This window comes from Algoriphagus vanfongensis DSM 17529, assembly GCF_000429465.1.
GTDB classification, from domain to species: Bacteria; Bacteroidota; Bacteroidia; order Cytophagales; family Cyclobacteriaceae; genus Algoriphagus; species Algoriphagus vanfongensis.
The window spans coordinates 422,142-441,063 of sequence record NZ_KE386906.1 but is presented as its reverse complement, the minus strand read 5'-3'; the positions used below and the strand labels follow the sequence as shown (position 1 = coordinate 441,063).

The window sequence follows — 18,922 nt, the reverse complement described above, 5'->3', positions numbered from 1 at the left end:
TCACTTCCACTTCCCGTCTTCTGACTTAGAACTCGGATTTAAATTCTTCCAAACATTCCTCCCATAATTCTTTGGGACAGGATCAATCCCCCCAGCCCCCTTTGACATGATTTTGTGTTCCAAATGGTGAGAACTCCTTCAAGGGGGATTTGTCCCGTCTTCCAACCTCCAACTTCCTGCTTCCAAAGCTCCCGACCGAATTTCGTATTTGCACCTTCGTACTTTATAATCTGACCACTGCGACTGATCCCGATAATTATCGGGACTGATCACTTCCACTTCCCGTCTTCTGATTTAGAACTGCCATAATTCTTTGGGACAGGATCAATCCCCCTAACCCCCTTTGACATGATTTTGCGTTCCAATTGGTCGTAACTCCTTCAAGGGGGATTCGTTCGGTTTTCCAATTTTTGTTTTCCGTCTACTGTCTTCCAACTTCCCAACTTCCAACCTCCAGCTTCTTACATCCGGCATCGGACAACCATTCAGCTTCATCCTTCTGACTTTTCTGACTACTGATCCAACCAACTTTTAAACTCGGGGACTCTTTCTCTAGCCACAACCAACGCTTCTTCGCTCTTGACAGAGAGAGTTAAGGAAAGCCTGCCATTGAGATAGGGTTTGATTTCTACCAAGCCATCCAAATGCACAATAATTGAGCGATTGATCCTATAAAACTTGAAGGGGTCCAGCAGCTTGGACTCCAGCTCAAGCAAACTATACTCTACAATATACTTACTGGAATAGCGAGCCTCCACCAGATATGTAATCCCCTGGTCAGAATAAAAATAGGCAATACTCTCTACAGGGATGTAGACATATTTATTTCCAACTTTCGCTAAAAATCGCTTCTTATATACCTCTGAAATAGAATGCTTTAAAAAACTTCTATTCATCCAGTTTTTTGATTTTTCTGAAAAGGAATAGTTCTGAATCATTCTGATTTTTTGAAAAATCTGTATCACGGACTTTTCACTTAACGGAGAAAGCAGATACCCCAGACAAAAATGGGAATGCGACTGGATCGCCAGACTTTCATCCTCATGGATCAATACTATCGGGATTTGTTTGTTACCAAGTGGTAAATGATCAAAAAGTAGTCTCTCTCCTATTCTTGCCTGACTGATGATCAAATCTAATTCGCTAGTCGGCAAACAATCCTTTTGGAGAAGATCAAAATCTGTGGATTCCTGCAGGAGATTCCATTCTGGAAATCTCATGGATAGAATGGATTTGATAAAGTTCCTGTTTTCCGAATCTGGATCTATAAGCAAAAAGTTCATGGAAATGGGTCTATTGGGTTTGCTTTATTTCCACTACCTAACTTTCGACTTCTCAAGATTGTTTGATGCAAACGGACTAAAAAAATCTTAATCTGATTATCCGCAATTCTGCCAATAACCAACATATATACCTAGCTAGCACAGGATAATCGACCACTGACGGCTGTCCGCGGTCTACAGGATGTTGAAAAGAACGGTTCTACCCGGAATTTAATGGAAAAGCAAGTTGGCCTTTAAACTAATTCCTCCTACAGAAAGCAAAGTTTCTATGTATCATTGATTAATTTTTCTTTAGAGAATCAACATTGCATTCACCTTCCTCCATTTTTTTATAGATTTTATCTTTGTCACTTTTTGGCGGCCAAAAAGTAACCCCGCACACAGGCGGGCAGGCAAAAAGCCTTGAGCCTCGGTCTTTTCTTTCCGCTGGCATCTTTTTTCCCTATATTTTAAACTGCAAAACAGCGGAATTTTGTTCTGGATTTCACACCTAAAAATGACTGGATCTCCCTCGTCTCTCGGGAGCTAAGTCATTTTCTTAGCGGCGATCAATCCAGTCCAAAACCGAAAATCCCGCAAGGCTCACCCATCCGGATGAAAGCCTCCAGAAACCATTTATTAACAATGCAGAAGTAAACTGCATTAAAATCGTGATGGCTCCAAAAGAACTATAAGCTTGTGTTTATTTGGTTAACGATAAGAAAAAGGGTGTCAAAAAGTTTAATAAGAAAAGAAGCTGCCTCAAACCTAATCCAATCTAGTTTTTAAAATCACTGGATCGAATAAAAAAGATCTGAGACAAGCCCCTTTCAACCAATAAACTAACTTACATAGATGGCAGTAGCACTCCGTCGATGACATGGACTACGCCATTTTCAATCGCAACATCCGCAGCCACTACTGAGTAGGTATTACCCTCACTGTCCATCACCATGACGGTGGCTCCAGTGCGAGTGACCTGCAAATTTTCTCCGGCTAGGGTAGGCACTGACTGTGTACCATCTTGCAAATCAAAAGAAAAGGCGGTTGCCGGTACTACGTGAAAGCCTAATACCTTCTGCACTCCTTCTATTCCAATCGCATCTATCAGCTCCTGCAAAGTGGACAGCTCCAATTCATTTAGAAGATTGACAAAGGCATCATTGGTGGGAGCGAAAACGGTGATAGCTTCAGCCTCCAAAAGTGTAGACCCAAGGCCTGCAGCTGTCACAGCATCTAGCAACACAGTCAAGTTGGCAGCGGTAGCAGCCTCCACCACATTTGGCAAACTGATCTCAGGAAGCAAAACCCCATCGATCACATGAACTACTCCATTTGCCACGGCTACATCGGCAACAACAACATTAGCGGTATTTCCCATCGCATCGGTCACAGTCACGCCAGAGGCAGACATTTCTACCATAAGATCTTGTCCAGCAAGTGTGGTAAAGGTATTGGTTGCTTCGAGATCTGTAGAGAAAGCTACAGCCGGCACCACATGAAATCCAAGTACGGTCTGAAGATTTTCCATCCCTCCTAGTTTGGCTACGAGTTGATCAAGATTTGCGGCACCGTAGGCATCCAAAGCTGCAGCAAAAGCATCATTGCTTGGCGCAAAGACAGTCACCGCCTCTGCTCCCAAGAGTGTTTCTCCTAAATCTGCTGCAGTCACAGCATCAATCAAGGTAGTCAGACCAGCCGATTGAGCAGCTTCCACAATGGTAGGCAGCATCAGATCCGGTAGCATGACATTATTGATGACGTGCACTACGCCATTGGCAATCTCGACATCTGCAGCAACTACCTGAGCAGTTCTCCCCCACTGATCTGTCACAGTCACCGTACTACCGGATACTTCCACCATAATCTCCTGACCAGACAGGGTAGTGAATGTATTCATCGCCTGCAGATCTCCAGAAAAAGCAACTGCTGGCACTACATGGAAGCCCAACACTTTTTCCAAATTGTCTACTCCACCCAGCTTGATGATCAATTCATCCAAATCTGCTGCACCGAAAGCATCGAGAGCAGCTGCAAATGCCTCATTGGTAGGTGCAAATACGGTAATCGCTTCTGCGGACAGTAAGGCTTCTGGCAATCCATCCACTGCAGATACAGCAGCAATCAAGGTTGTCAAGCCTGCATCTTGCGCAGCTTCTACCAAGGTAGGTTTTGGTAATTCGATGGAAGGTATCAATACTTGGTCGATCACATGAATTACCCCATTCTCCATTTTGATATCTGTCTCTACGACTCTAGATGTATTGCCAGCCGCATCGATTACTGTCACTGCTCCCAGGTCATTATTGATTTGCAGAGGCTGACCAGCCAAAGTGGTGATAGTCGCTGTTTCATCCAGCTGACGTACCAAATAGGAACCCGGAATCACATGAAAACCAAGCACCGTCTCTAGGTTCATTGCTCCACCGATCTTCATCATCAGTTCGCTCAGATCGGAAGCTCCAAAAGCCATCAGGGCATTTTCAAAAGCTTGATTGGATGGGGCAAAAACAGTTATTTCGGTTTGATCCTGAAGGCTAGCTTCCAAACCTGGAATCGCTCTGACCGCAGACACAAAAGTAGTCAGGCCGGATTCCTCGGCTGTTTGCATCAGTGTAGGATAAGGCAAAGGACCTTGATAATCTTCATTTTCGCAGGCCGCTGCCAAGCCGATAAAAAATACGGCAAGTAGGTATTTGAGTAGTTTTGTCATAGTTGTAGATTTTTCTAAGACAACTCAAAGCCTGAAAAATTGATCAATTGATGTGGATGAACTGTAGCGGAAGAGGTGTGAATTGTAGGATTAAACAGTTAACCTAAAGAAACAGGTGCATTAACTACTCATCCTGAAATCAATGAAATGACATTTTTAGCTTTTGAAAAAACTGAACTAGAATAAGGAAGAATACTAATTTTTAAAGCTAGAAGCCAGCTATGAACAGCCAGTAGTAAACTCCATAAAAATCGTGGTAGTACCTGAAAAAAAATATGATTGTCCGCAATCTTGCCAGTTAAATCTGGAATCGGCTAAAAAACAGCTATGAAATACCAATTTAGTAAACTTCGGTCATCGGTCTTCCGGCCCTGATTAACAAGGAGAATTTGGATTGTGGTGCAAATGCGGATATACACAAAAAAGAAAAAGGCTGCTCTTAGAATTAAGAACAGCCTTCCATTTATAGCTCAGAGACTCCGGCCTAGTTGACCATATGAATTTTAAGCATATTGGTACGGCCATTGGATTTGAGAGGCATGCTTGCAGTATTGATGATCAGATCGCCTGAGTTGACATGTCCATCACTTTTCAGCGTATTTTCGATGTCATCAAAAGTTGCATCGGTAGACACTTGGTTTTCGTAGAAGTAGGCCTTCACACCCCATACCAAAGACATCTGAGTGATTAGGCTTTTGTTGCGGGTGAAAATGAAAATATTCGCCAAAGGTCTATGCGAGGAAATTCTAAATCCTGTAAATCCAGACGAAGTGATTCCCACGATTGCTTTTGCTTTCACATTTCTGGAAAGTCTGGCAGCCATTAGGATCAGATTATTGCTTAGGAAGGTATTGTCATCCTCAGGGATTTTGTAGAGGTTGTGATATACATCGGCATTTTGCTCCAAGTAGCTGATGATGCTGGTCATTGCTTTGACAGCATTCACAGGGTATTTGCCGGAAGCGGTCTCAGCAGAAAGCATGACAGCATCTGCTCCATCCAATACCGCATTCCCTACATCGTTGGTCTCAGCACGGGTAGGACGAGGATTTTGGATCATGCTCTCCATCATCTGGGTAGCGATGATGACAGGCTTGCAAGCTAGCTTACATTTTTCAACCATTCTTTTTTGCCAAAGCGGAACGATTTCCATTGGAACTTCCACACCCAAGTCGCCACGGGCTACCATGATCGCATCAGTCGCTTCTATAATAGAATCGATGTTTTCAAGGGCTTCAGGCTTTTCGATCTTGGCGACAATCTTGCAATGCTTTCCTGCTTTTTGGATACGCTCTCTCAAATCCAAAATATCATCCGCAGAGCGGACGAAGGAAAGAGCGATCCAGTCTACATCCTGACTAAGTCCGAATGCCAAGTCTTCAATATCTTTTTCTGTCAGAGAAGGAGCAGAAACTTTAGTATTTGGAAGGTTGATTCCTTTTCTGGATTTAAGGATACCTCCATGGATCACGGTACAGTTGACGTTTTTGCCATCTGTATCGTTGACTACCACTTCCAGATTGCCATCATCGATCAGGATACGGTCCCCTGCTACTACATCGTTGGGAAGATTTTGGTAGACGGTGCTGACCAATCTGCTGGTACCTACTACAGGTTCGTTGGTGATGGTGATAGGCTCACCAGGTTTGATTTCTACCCCGTTGTTTTCTACTTCACCTACGCGGATTTTGGGACCTTGGAGATCTTGTAAGATACCGAGGTTCAGGCCATTCTCCTGATTGACACGACGGATGATCTGGATGACTTCATGATGAATTTCGTGTGTACCATGAGAAAAATTCAATCTAAAAACGTTTGCACCGGCAGCTGCCAAGCTCTTAATCATTTCATAATTGTTAGAAGCAGGGCCGATAGTCGCTAGTATCTTGGTCTTGTTGATATGACTCATTGATTTTTAATAAGTTAACAGATTTTCTTTAGATTTAAGTTTGCTGACGTCCAGTTTCATCACGTTTTGAACAAATGGATTTTTCGCAAGTTCGCTGGCAAAGGTATGAATACTTATTTGAAAGGTTTGGTCTTGTACCAAAAGGAAATAGTCCATGTACTTAAGCTCCGGGATGAGATAAGACACCTGATGATGGGTATCTAGGGCTTTGTTTTTGAGAAGCTGAACGTATCCATGGGGTAAAGAAAGGAAATATTGACTAATTTTCAGATGAGGATCGGAAAGAAACTCAATTTCTAAATCGTCAACTTTTATGAGATCCAGGTCCAATTGGCGATTGATCAACCAGGCCATCTTATAGTCCTTCACTGGGGACACAAGACCCAAAACATCAAAATCATACGTATGTTCAATCTGTAATTTTACCTTCTTCATGGAGGAAGAAAATGGAGCAAAACAAAGTTAGAAATAAAAATTCAACACAAAGGAAAGGCAATTTGGCGAAAAATTTACTTGAATCATTTCTTTGTCAATTAGCTTTTAAATATATTTCTTTGCGGAGTGTTATTAACTAAACTGATCACAAAATGTCTGAAATTGCACAAAAAGTAAAAGCCATCATCGTTGACAAACTGGGCGTAGAAGAATCTGAAGTGACCATGGAAGCGAGCTTCACCAATGACTTGGGAGCTGACTCTCTTGACACTGTAGAGCTTATTATGGAATTCGAAAAAGAATTCAACATCTCTATCCCAGATGATCAGGCTGAGCAAATCGGCACGGTGGGACAGGCTGTTTCCTACCTTGAGGCTAACGTAAAATAATAACCAATAAATTCATTCCATGAATTTAAAAAGAGTTGTTGTAACTGGTATTGGTGCCCTTACCCCCATAGGCAATACTTCCACTGAATTTTGGAAGGGCTTGACTGCGGGAGTAAGTGGCGCTGCGCCAATCACCAAGTTCGACGCTTCACTTTTCAAAACCCAGTTTGCATGTGAGGTGAAAAACCTCGAGTTGGATCAGTTCATAGACCGCAAAGAGGCCCGCAAAATGGACCCTTATACGCAATATGCCATGATCACTGCCGATGAGGCCATGACAGACTCCGGGTTGGATCTAGAAAAAATCGACAAATCCAGAGCAGGTGTCATTTGGGGCTCCGGGATCGGCGGGTTGAAAACGTTTCAGGACGAAGTCACTGACTTTGCCAATGGAGACGGGACGCCCCGTTTCAATCCTTTCTTTATTCCTAAAATGATCGCAGACATCAGTGCGGGCTTTATTTCCATCAAGTATGGTTTTAGAGGTCCAAACTTCGTGACTGTATCTGCCTGTGCTTCTGCGACCAATGCCCTGATAGATGCATTTAATTACATCCGTCTTGGCAAAGCAGACATCTTTATCTCCGGCGGCTCTGAGGCTGCCGTGACCGAAGCCGGTATCGGTGGATTCAATGCCATGAAGGCGCTTTCCCAGAGAAATGATTCTCCTGAGACTGCCTCCAGACCATTTGATAAAGATCGCGATGGATTTGTATTAGGTGAAGGTGCAGGAGCACTTATCCTGGAAGAATACGAACATGCCAAAGCCCGAGGAGCCAAGATCTATGCTGAGCTCGTAGGCGGTGGGATGTCCGCAGATGCCAATCACATCACTGCCCCACATCCGGAAGGATTGGGAGCCAGCACCGTGATGGAATATGCACTTCAGGATGCCAATTTGAAGCCAGAGGATATTGACTATATCAATGTACACGGGACTTCTACTCCTTTGGGAGATGTGAGTGAGACTAAAGCCATTCAGAAGGTATTTGGAGAGCATGCCTACAAACTCAATATCAGCAGTACTAAGTCTATGACTGGTCACTTGCTGGGAGCTGCAGGTGCGATCGAAGCGATTGCCTCCATATTTGCCATCAATCATGGTATCATCCCTCCTACCATCAACCATTTCACCGACGATGAAACCTTTGATCCGGGATTAAATCTGACCTTCAATAAAGCACAGCAAAGAGAAGTAAACTATGCGCTGAGCAATACGTTTGGATTTGGCGGACACAACTGTTCTGTCATTTTCAAAAAAATTAACTGATCTGGGTTTGAAACTCTTTCAGAAACTCGGAGTACATCTTCTCTTTCTCAGTAAAAAAGACAAAAGGCTTGCTGCCTCCATCAAATTGATGACAGGTAGCAAGCCTTTTAATATTTCCCTATACAAACTCGCCCTGACTCCAGCCGGACTGGGAGAAGAAACCGACAAGGGATTCAAGATCTCCAACGAAAGACTGGAATTTTTGGGGGATGCCGTATTGGGCGCTGTCATCGCTGAGCATCTATTCCAGAAGTATCCCTTTCGGGATGAAGGTTTCCTGACCGAAACCCGCTCCAAAGTGGTCAATCGGGAAAGCCTCAACCAAACAGGAATCAAAATAGGACTGAAAAAAATCCTGGATATGGAGCTCGGAGACCGCAACTTCACCGGCAATAAATCCCTCTATGGAGACATGCTGGAAGCACTCATAGGAGCCACCTACTTGGATCATGGCTACAGCTTTACCAAAAAATTTATTCTCAGACGGATTTTGCTTCATTTTGATCTGGAAGGCATGATAGCCACCACGACCAATTACAAAAGCAAAATCATCGAATGGTCCCAGAGATCTTCCAAGTTTGTAGAATATAAAGTTTTGCAGGTGAGAGGGAACCAGCGATTCAAAGAATTTATTGTATCCCTAGAAGTGGAAGGCCAAGAAATCGCCCAAGGCAAGGGAAGTACCAAAAAGAAAGCGGAACAGGACGCTTCCAAAAATGCCTGTGAGGAACTGAACATCGCCACTTGATTTGCTTTAACTCAAACCATGACTGGACTCAAAATCGGAGCAGCCACTCTCAATCAAACACCACTCGATTGGAAAGGCAATTTTAGCAGGATTACAGCAGCTATCAGTCAAGCCAAAACTGAAGGCATTCGATTGCTATGCCTGCCTGAACTCGCAATCACAGGCTATGGGTCTGAGGATTTGTTTCTTAGTTATTGGTATCCCAAAAAAGCTTTGGAGCAGCTCCGCAAACTCCTCCCCCATACAAAAGACATTACGGTAGCAGTAGGCCTTCCTTTCCGTATTCAGGAAAAAGTCTACAATACTGTGGCCATCCTGGAAAACGGACAGCTCAAAGGCTTCGTGGCCAAGCAATTTTTAGCTATAGACGGAGTTCATTACGAATTCCGATGGTTTACCCCATGGATAGCCCACGAGCAAATAGAAGTGGACTTCTTCGGGGAGCAGATCCCTTTTGGAGATCTGACCTTCCATTTGGAGGACGTTCACTATGGGTTTGAAATATGTGAAGATGCCTGGCGAGGCCCCGTGCGCCCGGGTTACAGACTTCAGGAGCGCAAAGTCGATTTGATATTCAATCCCAGCGCAAGCCATTTTGCCATGGGCAAAACGCTACAAAGAAAAGAACTGATTGAGTCCAGCTCCAGTATTTTTGACTGCTATTATTGCTATGTCAATCTACTGGGAAATGAAGCCGGAAGAATGATCTTTGATGGGGAAACCATGCTAGCCAAATCAGGCAAACTGCTCCATCGCAACCAATTACTTTCCTATCAGGACGTCCAGCTACAGTCTTTCTATTTAGAAGACAAGGTTCAGTCAGTCGCTCCTGTGCTAGAGAAAGAGCAGGAATTTGTACAGGCGGCCAGCCTGGGGCTCTTTGATTACCTTCGCAAGAGTCGCAGTAGAGGGTTTGTTCTTTCTCTGTCGGGTGGAGCGGATAGTTCCACGATTGCTATTCTGGTGGCTGAGATGGTGAGAAGAGGCCTGGGAGAGCTGGGATTGGAAGAGTTTTGTAGAAAAACTGGTCTAGACGCCTCCACCATTTCCGGAGATCCTGAAAAGGCCCTAGTTGGAAGACTCTTGACCACCGCCTACCAAGGCACCAAAAACTCCTCAGAAGACACCCTTCAAAGTGCCAAAAAATTGGCAGAAAGTCTTGGGGCAGTCTTTCATCACTGGACCATCGATGAGGAAGTGAATTCGTATACTTCCAAAATAGAAAAAGCACTTGGGAGAAAACTCACCTGGGAGCAAGATGACATCACCTTACAAAATATCCAGGCCAGGGCCCGCTCTCCGATCATCTGGATGCTGGCCAATATCCAGAATGCCCTACTCCTATCTACTTCCAATAGATCTGAGGGAGATGTGGGCTATGCCACTATGGATGGAGATACCAGCGGCAGTATCTCCCCTATCGCCGCTGTGGATAAGTATTTCATCTTGCAGTGGTTGAGATGGGCAGAGGCAAATCTTGATCGTCCCGGACTTCGCTATGTCAACTCACTCCAACCTACGGCAGAACTCAGGCCTCTGGAGCGCACACAGACGGATGAAAAAGATCTTATGCCTTACGAGGTGATCGTAGAAATAGAGAAGCTTGCCATCCGAGATCAGCGTTCTCCTTTGGACATTTATCTGATCTTGCAAGAAGAACTCCAACTAGAAGCTTCCGTATTGAAGGGATATATTAAAAAATTCTTTCAACTTTGGTCCCGAAATCAATGGAAGCGAGAGCGACTGGCTCCGAGCTTTCACTTGGATCAATTCAATGTAGACCCAAAAACTTGGTACAGATTCCCGATTTTGTCGGGTGGATTTGCCGAAGAATTACAAATTTTAGAACAATCAGAATAAGCCATCATGCTGACCTATTTGCTGAATTACATCGTATGGGATCCCAATCCTGCCATCATTCCGGGATTTGAAAGGCTCAGATGGTATAGTATCCTCTTCGCTTTGGGATTTATTATTTCCCAGCAGTTCATGGTTTATTTCTTCCGAAAAGAAGGTCAGGATGAGCGATTGGTAGACAAATTGACCATCTACATGGTACTCGCTACCATCATCGGAGCCCGTTTGGGCCATGTGCTTTTCTACGAGCCAGACAAGTATCTGAGCAACCCGATCGAGATACTCAAAGTATGGGAAGGTGGACTGGCATCACACGGTGCAGCCATAGCGATTCTTTTTGCACTTTGGCTGTATGCCAAAAAGACTCCCGGACAAAGCTATCTCTGGGTAGTAGATCGCATCGTGATCGTGACGGCTATGACCGGAGCCTTGATCCGCTTTGGAAATCTGATGAATTCGGAAATCGGTGGAAAGGATACAGGTTCTGATACAGGAATCGTCTACATGAGAGATACGGAAGACCTTTTGGGATCACTTCGGGTACCGATAGAGAGCATAGACGCCTATAAACCTGCTGATCGTGATGAAGAGCTTCAAGGCAATGGCATAGTCCCCGTCAATATCGAACTGGTCATCAACAAGGGAAACTATACCAAAGAAACGCTGGAATCTACTCTGAAGAGTGACATCAAATATGCATTGACGCAGTTCCAGTCCTCCAAAATCAATTTGGCAGAAGCTCCGGAAAGTCCTCTGGATCTGGTATTGGAAGAAAATGCATCAGCATATATCGCCACGGTGAAGACCTTTGGCCGAGTCAAGCATCCGACTCAGATCTACGAATCCCTATCCTACTTCCTGATATTCCTGATTCTATTGGGCATTTGGGTCAAATACAAACAAGGTGTACCGGAAGGTTTGCTTTTGGGCTTGTTTCTGATCTTGGTCTTTGGAATGCGTTTTGGGTGGGAATTTCTCAAGGAAAACCAAGTAGCATTTGAGGACAGCATGCAATACAATATGGGCCAGCTGCTCAGTATACCGCTAGTCGCTGCCGGAATATTCCTTGTGATCCGTGCCCTGAAAAAGGGATTTCCTACAAAAGCTTAAGGGACAGGATCATGTCCGTGACCTCCCCAGGGATGGCATTTGGAAATCCGCTTGATCCCAAGCCAGCCTCCTTTGAGAGGCCCATGCTTTAGGATGGCTTCCTTCATATACTGACTGCAGGTCGGGGTAAATCTGCAACTCGCCGGAAACAAAGGTGAAATCATGTATTGATAGACCAACACAGGGAAAATTGCAATTTTTCTAATGAGGGTTTTCAGCATTTGTATTACCTTTTGGCGAGGTCTAGCATCTCAACCAAAAGTACCCAATCAGAATTCCTTTTGAAACTTAAATTTAAATATCTATTTCTTTTGATCGCCTTGGGAATGCTCGGAGCTCAGCCATCGGCTACAGCTCAGGACACTTCCCTCGCTCCTGTCACTTCAGCTACACCTGAGCGGGTCAAGGTCAATAATATCTTTATCATCGGGAATGAAAAAACCCAGAAGAATGTCATCCTGAGAGAACTGGACTTCACGACGGATTATTTTTACGATTGGAATACCTTCCTGGAAATCATCCAGGCAGATCAAAAGAAAATCTATAACCTGAGGCTTTTTACCTCGGTAGAAATCACTCCCTTGATCACGGGAGAGGAAGAAGTAGAAGTGCTCATCGCCGTCAAAGAAAGATGGTATGTCCTGCCTTCTGTGATTTTTGAATTGGCTGACAGAAACTTCTCCGAATGGTGGACCAATCAAAACAGGGATTTTTCCCGGGTCAATTATGGATTGAGACTCTCCCACTCCAATGTGGGCGGACGAAATGAAAAGTTAAGGTTTGCCGGACAACTTGGCTTTACCAAAGAGCTGGATATCCAATATAGCAAACCCTACATTGACAAGAATCAGAAGCATGGTTTGGCGCTTCAGGTGAATTTTTTCGAGCAGAAAAACATCCCTCTCAAGTCAAGTAACAACAAGCAGGTGTTTTACACCAATGACAATGAGGACATCCTTCGGAAAAACTTTGGTACAGCCCTGAGATATACCTATCGTCGGACTTTCTACAATTTCCACTTTTTGACAGTGGGCTACAACAACACCAAGATCCATCCTGATGTACTGATCCAAAATCCGGAGTATTTTCAGACGGATGATACCAAGCTACGCTATCTCTACGCGACCTATACCTTTAGACATGACCGCAGAGATAATGTCTCTTATGCCACAGATGGGGAATTGCTCCAACTCAGTGCGACCAAGTATGGAATCTTCTATACCGATGAGTTGGATGAAGTGGAAGTCAACCTTACCGCCAACAAATACTGGAAGATCAGTGACAAGTTTCACTTTGCTACCGGACTGACAGCTAACTGGTTTCTAAGCATCAGTCAGCCCTACACGCTGGTACGCGGCATCGGATACAGTCCCAATTTCATCCGAGGCTATGAATTGAATGTCATAGAAGGGCAACAGCTCTATGTCCATAAAAACAGCTTCCGATGGAAGTTTATTGACTTGGAACTGGACATCTCCAATATTGTCCCGCTTGAGCAGTTTAGCACCATTCCTTTCCGCTTTTATCTCAGTGGTAATTTTGATCACGGCTATGTCAAAGACAGAAACTTCAAACCAGAAAATGCCCAACTCACCAATCAATATCTGATCGGCTATGGTTTGGGTATCGATATGGTGGGCCTGTATGACAATGTGATCCGGTTTGAGTATTCCCTCAATGACAATGGAGGAGCCAATTTCTTCCTCAACTTCAAAGCTCCATTTTAATTACTGCCTCAGCGATAGCTAGTTAGATAAAATTTAACTAACTTATCTATCTACTTTTTGAGCAGTTTTATGAAACCTTACTTTTATCTGGTTTTGATGCTGGCATGCCCATTCATTTCATTTGGGCAGACTGGTCCTTTGACCCAAACCCACGGAGCGGAGAATCAGGCTTTGGGAAATATCAAGGTTCACAATCCGCATGTTTGGTCCATTTTCAATAATGTAGGAGCGCTTGCCCGCATTTCGGAGTCTGCTATTGCTGTGAGCTATGATCAGAGGTATGGTCTTCGTGATTTGAGCACCTTGGATTTCGCTGCAGTGATACCAGGTGCTAAAGGAAGTTGGGGATTGGGCATCAGTCGATTTGGAGGAAAACTGTTTAATCAGCAAAGCTTTGGGCTAGGCTATTCCAATCAGCTAGGGATCGTATCTATGGGCCTGAAGGCAGAATGGTATCAAACCCAGATCGAGGGATTTGGATCCGCGGGTTGTATGATCTTCAGTTTTGGAGGGATCGCAGAGCTCAGCCCTGATTTATTTCTGGGAGCACATATCAGCAATATCAACCGAGCCAAGATCAGCGCAGCATCATCCGAGAGGCTACCTACCGCCATCCAGATGGGAGCTCACTATCAGGTAGAGGAGAGTTTGAACCTGTATCTAGAAATAGAAAAGGACATCAGCGAAAAGCCTGTCAGCAAACTTGGCCTTTCCTATTCGATTCAGGAATGGGTCATTCTAAGAACCGGGATCAATACCCAGCCATCTCGATTGTTTTTTGGTTTGGGTATACTTCCTGGAAGATTCGCCATTCACTATGCCTATGGGCAAAATTCCGCTTTGGGAGCCAGTCATCACCTTAGTTTGGAAATGAAATGGAAGGAAGACTGAAACGCATATTCATGGGTCTTTTGCTCTCCTTTTTGGGAATGTCTATAAAGGCACAAAACCCTCCCAAGCCCACTATTCCCTTGGAAGAACTCATCGAGCGACTATTTGCTGTTCAGGATGAAGATTTGGACTATGAGAGCATCTATGAAGTGCTTTTCCAACTTTATCAAAATCCCATAGATATCAATGAAGCAGATGCCGAAGTCCTACAAGCCACTTACCTCCTCTCTCCCCATCAAGTGAGTGAGCTTTTGAACTATAGAAACCAACATGGAAAATTGATCTCTTTGTACGAATTACAGGCCATTCCTGGCTTTGATCTACAAACAATCAATCAGATTCTCCCTTTTGTCCAGCTAAACCAAGCGTCAAAAAATCAACAGAGTTTTTGGAAAAGAGTAAGTCAGGAAGAGCAAGCGTATGTGCTATTTCGAAGTAGAAGAATTTGGGAGACAAGGCGGGGATTCACTGCTCCAGACACGAGCAGTACCGGAGCATTGAGCACACGCTATCTCGGCGACCCCAATGATCTCTATCTTAGATGGAGGATTCAGCATCCGCGGGATTTTAGCATGGGAATGACTTTGGACAAAGATGCCGGAGAGCAATTCATCTGGGATCGTCCTACCGCTCGCTATGGGTTCAATTTCGTTTCATTTCATCTGACCCGCTATCAGGTGGGAAAATGGAAAACAATCAGTTTGGGAGACTATCAGGCTTCTTTTGGACAAGGTTTGGTATTCGGAGCTGGATATGCTTTGGGCAAAGGCGCTGAAACTGTCCCTACGATCCGCAAAAGCTCTTTCGGGATTCTTCCCTACACAGCTGCCTTGGAATTTGGATTTTTCAGAGGCTTGGGAGCCACTTATATATATAAAGACTGGGAATTCAGCCTGCTTAGCTCCTATGCTCCCCGAGATGGTCGAATCGCTGAAAGTCTGGATAGCCTCAGTCAAGAAGAACTCACCGTAAGTTCACTGAATCAAAGCGGACTTCACCGAACAGTAAGTGAATTGAGCACCAAAAATCAATTGAAAGAACTGAGCCTGGGAGCAAATGTCCAATACCGCCATCCTTCAAATCGGCTGACAGTCGGAGTCAACTACCTACTCACTGAATTTGACCATGAGTGGATACGTAATCCCACGATCTACAACCAATATGAATTCCAAGGCAAAAACAACCAAATCGCCAGTATGTATGTCAATTACAATTGGAAGAATTTCTTCCTATTTGGAGAGACAGCAAGGTCGATTTCGGGAGGAATGGGAACAGTCATTGGTTTTGTCAGCAGCCTCCATAAGCAAGTGGACTTATCTTTTCTCTGGAGAAAGTATGACAAAGACTTTCATACGTTTTATGGAAATTCCTTTGCTGAAAGCACTCGCCCCATCAATGAACAAGGCAGCTATTTGGGATTGGAAATTCGGCCTTCCACTCCTTGGAAACTCAACTTTTTCTATGATTTCTTTAGATTCCCTTGGTTGAAATACCGGGTCTATGCTCCTTCAAAGGGCTATGAGTGGCTTGCGAGAGTCACCTATCGGCCCAATCGAACGATCCAAGCATACCTTCAAGTCAGAGAGGAGCAAAAGGATAGAAATATTCCCGATAGTGGAGAACCCAGTTTGGCTTATCAAACGAGTGCTTTAACCCGATTCAACGGCACGCTCAATCTTGACTATCAAGTGAACCGAAACTTAAGCATCCGGTCTAGAATCCAATGGAGCCAGATTTATCATTTGAATGAGAAAAATCCCGGGTTTTTGATTTTGCAGGATGTGAAATATGGAGGAGAAAACTGGAAGCTAACGGCTCGCTATGCCCTATTTGACACCCAAGACTACGACTCCAGAATCTACGCTTTCGAAAATCACGTGCTTTGGACTTTTTCCGTCCCAGCATTTTTTGGACAGGGGCAGCGCTACTACCTCATAGGAGAATATGATCTCAGCCGAAAAATCACCGTCTATGGCCGAATAGCACGTACCAGCTATACAGATCGGGAGCAAATCAGCAGCGGCTTACAGACTATTGAGGGAAATACGCAAACTGAAAGTACATTTTTGATCCGATATTTTATCAATCGCTAATTTTCCATCAATGGTGTGCGGATACCTTTTAAAATTTGATAATTTGACCTCAAAGATCAAACCTTATGAAAAGAACATTTACCACCACCTTAGTCCTTCTTTTCTGTTTGTTTCAGGTACAGGCCCAAAACCTGGACTTGTCCAAAATGAGCAAAAAAGAAGGGTTTATTGACTTTTACCTAGATGAAGAAAAAGGAAAAATCTACCTACAGGTAGATGAACTGGAGGAAGAGTTCCTCTATGTGAGTTCCCTGACCGCCGGTGTCGGCTCCAATGATCTTGGTCTGGATCGTGGGCAATTGGGCGGTACTCGGATTGTGGAATTCAGAAAAACCGGCAACAAGTTGCTTCTGGTACAGAAAAACTACGATTTCAGAGCTTATTCGGATAATCCATCCGAAGTAAAGGCTGTTCAAGATGCTTTTGCCGAATCCGTACTTTGGGGGTTTGAGATCGCCCAAAAAGATGGCAGCACTTATGTCGTAGATGCCACGAGTTTTTACCTGCAAGACACCCATGGTGTAGCGGATCGACTGACCCAAAGACGTCAAGGCAGCTATAGAGCTGATGCTTCCCGCTCTGGACTTTACTACCCGATGACCAAAAATTTCCCTGAAAACACCGAGGTGGAAGCAATAGTCACACTTACGGGTAATGCATCCGGTGGATTGATCCGCTCTGTGACACCGAGTGCAGATGCGGTTACGGTCCGTCAGAGACACTCCTTTATCCAATTGCCGGACGATGCCTATAGCCCTCGAGATTTTGATCCGAGAGCAGGCTTCTTCTCTATCAGCTACATGGATTTCACCACGGAAATTTCCGAGCCTATTGTCAAAAGATTTATATCAAGACATAGACTTGAAAAGAAAAATCCCGACGCCGCAGTCTCTGAAGTAGTAGAACCGATTGTCTATTATCTTGATCGCGGGACTCCCGAACCAGTAGCATCTGCCTTGATTGAGGGGGGTAACTGGTGGAACCAAGCCTTTGAAGCTGCCGGGTTCAAGGATGCCTTCCGTGTGGAACTGGCACCTGAAGGCATGGATCTGATGGATGTGCGATACAATGTCATCCAATGGGTTCACCGATCTACCCGAGGATGGTCCTATGGTAGTAGTGTGAGAGATCCCCGAACAGGTGAAATCATCAAAGGACATGTATCCTTGGGTTCTCTGAGAGTGAGACAAGACTACTTGATTGCCCAGGGCTTGATACAGCCATTCGAAGAGGGCAAAGAAGCTGACCCAAGAATGTTGGAAATGGCTTTAGCGCGTTTGAGACAGCTTTCAGCTCATGAGATCGGGCACACTATTGGTTTGGCACACAGCTACGCAACCTCCGCAGAGAGCAGATCTTCTGTGATGGACTACCCTTACCCGATGATCACTCTGGACTCTTCTGGAGAAATCAACCTGAGTGAGGCCTATGATGATAAAATCGGCGAATGGGACAAATGGGCTATTACCGTAGGATATGGCTATCCTGCAGCAGGACAAAGCGAAGCTGATTTCATCAATGAAACTCTGGAAAAAACCTACGATGCTGGCTACGAATTCATCACGGATTCCGACTCCAGAGATCCGAGTGGTGCTCATCCGCGCTCCCATCTTTGGGACAATGGGGCTTCAGCATCCGACGAACTCGAACGCATGTTGGGTGTCAGAAAAGCCAAACTGGCCACTTTTGGGCTGAATGCCATCCCTGAAGGAACTCCAGAAGCCATGCTCGAAGAAGTATTGGTTCCTTTGTTTTTGATGCATCGCTATCAGCTGGAAGCAACCAGCAAAGTGATCGGAGGACTGGATTATACTTACAAAGTGAAGGGGGATAATCAAGCCAGACATCAATGGGTAGCTGATGCTGACCAGCAAAAAGCCTTGGATGCTTTGATGAGAACTATCTCTCCTGAAGAATTGGAAGTACCAGCCCATATTTTGGCCCTGATCCCACCTCGTCCTTATGGATTTTATAGAAACCGAGAGACTTTCGTTTCACGTACCGGGCCGGTATTTGATCCGATTGCCCCTGCGGAAAGCATTGTGGATCTGACATTTAGCTTTTTGTTTGAAACTGGCAGAGCCAACCGGATGTTCCTACAAAATCTACAGGACAGCAAGCTTCCGGGCTTTGAAGACATCCTGAATGAAGTGAGTGATGAAGTTTTCTCTCCTTCTCTCCCATCAGGACTTCAGGCGGAGATTAAATTGATGACTGAAGCGAAACTTGTGGATCAGCTGATTGCTTTGTCCAAAAGTTCTGAGGCATCCAATTCCGTGAGAGCATTGGTTCGATACAAACTTGCAAATCTGGCTGATTCAAAACTGAAAGGTAGAAACTCATCTGGTCTGATAGGAGCACATTCCGCCTATCTGGCAGATAAAATTCACGCATATTTGGAATTGCCAGAGGAGTTGGTCGTACAGGAAAGCTTGAAAGTACCGGATGGATCTCCGATAGGAAGCGAAAGCATGAGTTGCGATATTGAGTATTGATTTGATCTAGGCCGGGAAATCCC

14 protein-coding genes are annotated in these 18,922 nt (G+C 44.6%); 9 read left to right on the top strand and 5 right to left on the bottom strand.

Features of this window, described 5'->3' with window-relative positions:
* Window positions 1–512: 512 nt before the first annotated feature.
* From G460_RS22805 to G460_RS0120780, 4 genes are all read right to left on the bottom strand, one after another.
* Complete coding sequence (locus tag G460_RS22805; protein ID WP_051316170.1) at window positions 513–1,283, bottom strand: LytR/AlgR family response regulator transcription factor; 771 nt, start codon at window positions 1,281–1,283, stop codon at window positions 513–515.
* Between the two features lie 826 nt (window positions 1,284–2,109).
* Complete coding sequence (locus G460_RS22415) at window positions 2,110–3,975, bottom strand: fasciclin domain-containing protein (RefSeq protein ID WP_084421482.1); 1,866 nt, start codon at window positions 3,973–3,975, stop codon at window positions 2,110–2,112.
* A 484-nt stretch (window positions 3,976–4,459) separates the two neighbouring features.
* Window positions 4,460–5,884, bottom strand: coding sequence for a pyruvate kinase (gene pyk / locus G460_RS0120785; RefSeq protein WP_026957138.1), 1,425 nt, complete (start codon window positions 5,882–5,884; stop codon window positions 4,460–4,462).
* Between the two features lie 6 nt (window positions 5,885–5,890).
* Window positions 5,891–6,319: an IPExxxVDY family protein gene (locus G460_RS0120780; RefSeq protein ID WP_026957137.1), complete on the bottom strand. Its 429-nt coding sequence runs from the start codon at window positions 6,317–6,319 to the stop codon at window positions 5,891–5,893.
* 152 nt (window positions 6,320–6,471) lie between these two features.
* Here G460_RS0120780 and G460_RS0120775 point away from each other — a divergent pair, with 152 nt between their 5' ends.
* Genes G460_RS0120775 through G460_RS0120755 form a run of 5 tightly spaced genes read left to right on the top strand, consistent with a single transcriptional unit; the run spans window position 6,472 to window position 11,693 of the window.
* Window positions 6,472–6,708: an acyl carrier protein gene (locus tag G460_RS0120775; RefSeq protein ID WP_024282156.1), complete on the top strand. Its 237-nt coding sequence runs from the start codon at window positions 6,472–6,474 to the stop codon at window positions 6,706–6,708.
* 19 nt (window positions 6,709–6,727) lie between these two features.
* Window positions 6,728–7,978, top strand: a complete 1,251-nt coding sequence (fabF, locus tag G460_RS0120770; RefSeq protein WP_026957136.1) for a beta-ketoacyl-ACP synthase II — start codon at window positions 6,728–6,730, stop codon at window positions 7,976–7,978.
* Between the two features lie 7 nt (window positions 7,979–7,985).
* Window positions 7,986–8,726 (top strand): ribonuclease III, encoded by a 741-nt coding sequence (rnc, locus tag G460_RS0120765; protein ID WP_026957135.1) that lies wholly within the window; start codon window positions 7,986–7,988, stop codon window positions 8,724–8,726.
* A gap of 18 nt (window positions 8,727–8,744) precedes the next feature.
* Complete coding sequence (nadE, locus tag G460_RS0120760) at window positions 8,745–10,586, top strand: NAD(+) synthase (RefSeq protein ID WP_026957134.1); 1,842 nt, start codon at window positions 8,745–8,747, stop codon at window positions 10,584–10,586.
* A gap of 6 nt (window positions 10,587–10,592) precedes the next feature.
* Window positions 10,593–11,693: a prolipoprotein diacylglyceryl transferase gene (locus G460_RS0120755; RefSeq protein ID WP_026957133.1), complete on the top strand. Its 1,101-nt coding sequence runs from the start codon at window positions 10,593–10,595 to the stop codon at window positions 11,691–11,693.
* Here G460_RS0120755 and yidD read toward each other — a convergent pair.
* The gene (gene yidD / locus G460_RS0120750; protein ID WP_084421479.1) at window positions 11,690–11,914 is read right to left on the bottom strand and encodes a membrane protein insertion efficiency factor YidD; all 225 of its coding nucleotides are present in this window, start codon (window positions 11,912–11,914) and stop codon (window positions 11,690–11,692) included. The genes G460_RS0120755 and yidD overlap by 4 nt on opposite strands.
* Window positions 11,915–11,974: 60 nt before the next feature.
* On the opposite strand from yidD, the gene G460_RS0120745 reads away from it, so the two are divergent.
* From G460_RS0120745 to G460_RS0120730, 4 genes are all read left to right on the top strand, one after another.
* A complete protein-coding gene (locus tag G460_RS0120745) occupies window positions 11,975–13,420 on the top strand; it encodes a POTRA domain-containing protein (RefSeq protein WP_026957131.1) in 1,446 nt (481 codons plus the stop codon).
* Window positions 13,421–13,489: 69 nt separating this feature from the next.
* Window positions 13,490–14,311: a hypothetical protein gene (locus tag G460_RS0120740; protein ID WP_035464843.1), complete on the top strand. Its 822-nt coding sequence runs from the start codon at window positions 13,490–13,492 to the stop codon at window positions 14,309–14,311.
* Complete coding sequence (locus tag G460_RS0120735; protein WP_026957129.1) at window positions 14,296–16,404, top strand: ComEA family DNA-binding protein; 2,109 nt, start codon at window positions 14,296–14,298, stop codon at window positions 16,402–16,404. Before G460_RS0120740 ends, G460_RS0120735 begins: the two co-directional genes overlap by 16 nt.
* Window positions 16,405–16,469: 65 nt before the next feature.
* A complete protein-coding gene (locus G460_RS0120730) occupies window positions 16,470–18,899 on the top strand; it encodes a zinc-dependent metalloprotease (RefSeq protein WP_026957128.1) in 2,430 nt (809 codons plus the stop codon).
* Window positions 18,900–18,922 lie beyond the last annotated feature (23 nt).